The organism is Vibrio sp. 10N.222.46.A1, assembly GCF_041473595.1.
In the GTDB taxonomy this organism is placed as follows: Bacteria; Pseudomonadota; Gammaproteobacteria; order Enterobacterales; family Vibrionaceae; genus Vibrio; species Vibrio tasmaniensis_A.
In genome coordinates, this window is record NZ_JBFRSN010001189.1 from 1 (window position 1) to 2,590 (window position 2,590).

A 2,590-nucleotide genomic window follows, 5' to 3' on the forward strand; every position below is an offset into this window, starting at 1 on the left:
GCATTAGCCCTCGTACATTGCGTTATAAATTAGCGAAAATGCGTGATGCTGGAATAGATATTCCAAATTGAACATAAATTAGTAGTGTCAGCTTTCTGACTAGTGTATTACGATAGCTAGTCAAATTGATGCATGGCACGTTAATTGCTCTGTCAATAATACAGCTAAATAGATAGTCATAATTTTGACTCCTGAGGTAGTAAATGAGAATAGATGGTTTACAAGGCGAAATGCAGGCAATGATGGTTGAAGCTGCCAGCACGCGCCCTGCTGCAACGGGCCAAGCGGTTGGTGCAGATTTTGGCAACATGCTGACTAATGCCATCAATAATGTGAACTCATTACAAAAGACCTCTGGTAATCTTCAAACTCGTTTTGACAGTGGCGATCAAAGCGTGTCTTTATCTGACGTGATGATTGCTCGTAATAAATCTAGTGTGGCTTTTGAAGCGACGATCCAAATTAGAAATAAATTGGTCGAATCGTACAAAGAGCTGATGAACATGCCGGTATAAGTTGGGTAGTAAATAGTGGCAGATAACAGTCAAACAACAGATTTAACCGTAAGCGATAGCAACGACCACGCACTTATTGCAAGTTCTGATCTAGATGGCGAAGGGCAAAATACCGATTTAGGTGAGCGCAGTTCATCTAAGTTTGATATGGCCGTCGGTGATCTCGATTTGCTTCGTCAAGTCGTCTTAGTTCTTTCTATCTCGATCTGTGTAGCGCTTATTGTAATGCTGTTTTTCTGGGTGAAAGAGCCAGAAATGCGTCCATTAGGGGCTTACGAAACAGAAGAGTTGATCCCGGTTCTTGATTATTTGGATACGCAGAAGATTGAGTACTCTCTTGAAGGGAATACCATCTCGGTACCTGCGAGTGAATATAACTCATTAAAGCTAAATATGGTTCGAGCGGGTTTGAACCAAGAGCGAAACACCGGTGATGATATCCTCATGCAAGACATGGGTTTCGGTGTATCACAACGTTTAGAGAAAGAGCGTCTTAAACTAAGCCGTGAAAGACAGCTTGCTAAAGCTATTGAACAGATGAAGCAGGTACGTAAAGCTCAAGTTTTACTTGCCTTACCTAAGCAAAGTGTCTTTGTTCGTCACAATCAAGAAGCCTCTGCCTCAGTATTCCTGACACTTAAAACGGGGACGAACCTCAAGCAGCAAGAAGTTGATTCTGTTGTGGACATGGTGGCTAGTGCCGTTCCGGGGATGAAAACTTCGCGAATTACAGTGACCGATCAGCATGGCCGACTTTTGAGCTCTGGCTCTCAGGACCCGATGTCAGCGGCACGCCGAAAAGAGCACGAGTTAGAGCGTAATCAAGAGCAAGCGCTACGTGAAAAAATTGACTCTATTTTGATTCCGATTCTTGGGTTTGGTAACTACACGGCTCAGGTTGATATTCAACTCGACTTTAGTGCTGTGGAACAAACAAGAAAGCGTTTTGATCCGAATACTCCAGCAACCCGAAGTGAATATACATTAGAAGACTACAATAACGGCAACGTTGTGGCTGGTATTCCAGGGGCTTTGAGTAACCAGCCTCCTGCTGATGCATCGATTCCCCAGGACGTGGCTCAGATGAAAGATGGTACGATGATGGGGCAAGGTTCGGTTCACAAAGAAGCGACCCGCAACTTTGAGCTGGATACTACCATTAGTCATGAGCGAAAACAGAGCGGCACGGTTAATCGTCAGACCGTATCTGTTGCAATCAAAGATCGCCAATCATTGAACCCTGATACGGGAGAAGTGGTTCACACCCCAATTCCAGCAAGCGAAATTAACGCGATACGTCAGGTATTGATTGGGACTGTGGGTTTTGATGAAAACCGCGGTGATTTACTCAATGTTTTAAGCATGCAATTTGCACCTCAAGTAACGGATATTGTTGCTGACGTACCAATTTGGGAGCACCAACACTTTAATGATTGGGTTCGTTGGTTTGCGAGTGCGTTGGTTATTATTGTTGTCGTATTGGTGCTGGTTCGCCCTGCAATGAAAAAACTGCTTAACCCAGCAGCAGACGATGACGATCAAATGTACGGCCCCGATGGCATGCCAATTGGTGTTGACGGCGAAACCAGTTTAATTGGTGGTGATATTGAAGGTGGTGAGTTATTTGAATTTGGTTCAAGTATCGACCTACCAAACCTTCACAAAGATGAGGACGTACTGAAAGCAGTACGTGCACTTGTAGCAAATGAACCAGAGCTAGCAGCTCAAGTAGTTAAGAATTGGGTGGCAGATGGCTAACGAAATTGTTCCACAACAAGCAGAAGGTGGTGAAGGGCTTGATGTCGCAAGTGTTGATATCGAGTCTATCTCAGGCGAAGAACGCGCTGCTATCTTGTTGCTAAGTTTAAGTGAAGAAGATGCTGCGGGTATCATTCGCCACCTGGAACCTAAACAGGTTCAACGTGTTGGTAGTGCAATGGCACGTTCAACGGATTGGTCTCAAGAAAAAGTAGGTGCTGTGCACCGTGCTTTCCTAGATGATATTCAGAAGTACACCAACATCGGCATGGGCAGTGAAGACTTTATGCGTAATGCGTTGGTAGCTGCGCTGGGCG

2 protein-coding genes and 1 pseudogene are annotated in these 2,590 nt (G+C 44.7%); all 3 read left to right on the plus strand.

The genetic code is table 11. The annotated features are described in order from the left end of the window. The first annotated feature begins 203 nt into the window (after window positions 1-203). Window positions 204-515 (plus strand): flagellar hook-basal body complex protein FliE, encoded by a 312-nt coding sequence (fliE, locus tag AB4496_RS25100; RefSeq protein WP_009848554.1) that lies wholly within the window; start codon window positions 204-206, stop codon window positions 513-515. Between the two features lie 15 nt (window positions 516-530). After that, a complete protein-coding gene (gene fliF / locus AB4496_RS25105; RefSeq protein ID WP_009848553.1) occupies window positions 531-2,273 on the plus strand; it encodes a flagellar basal-body MS-ring/collar protein FliF in 1,743 nt (580 codons plus the stop codon). Then, window positions 2,266-2,590: pseudogene (locus AB4496_RS25110) on the plus strand (flagellar motor switch protein FliG); the annotation flags it as partial. The gene fliF and the pseudogene AB4496_RS25110, both read left to right, overlap by 8 nt.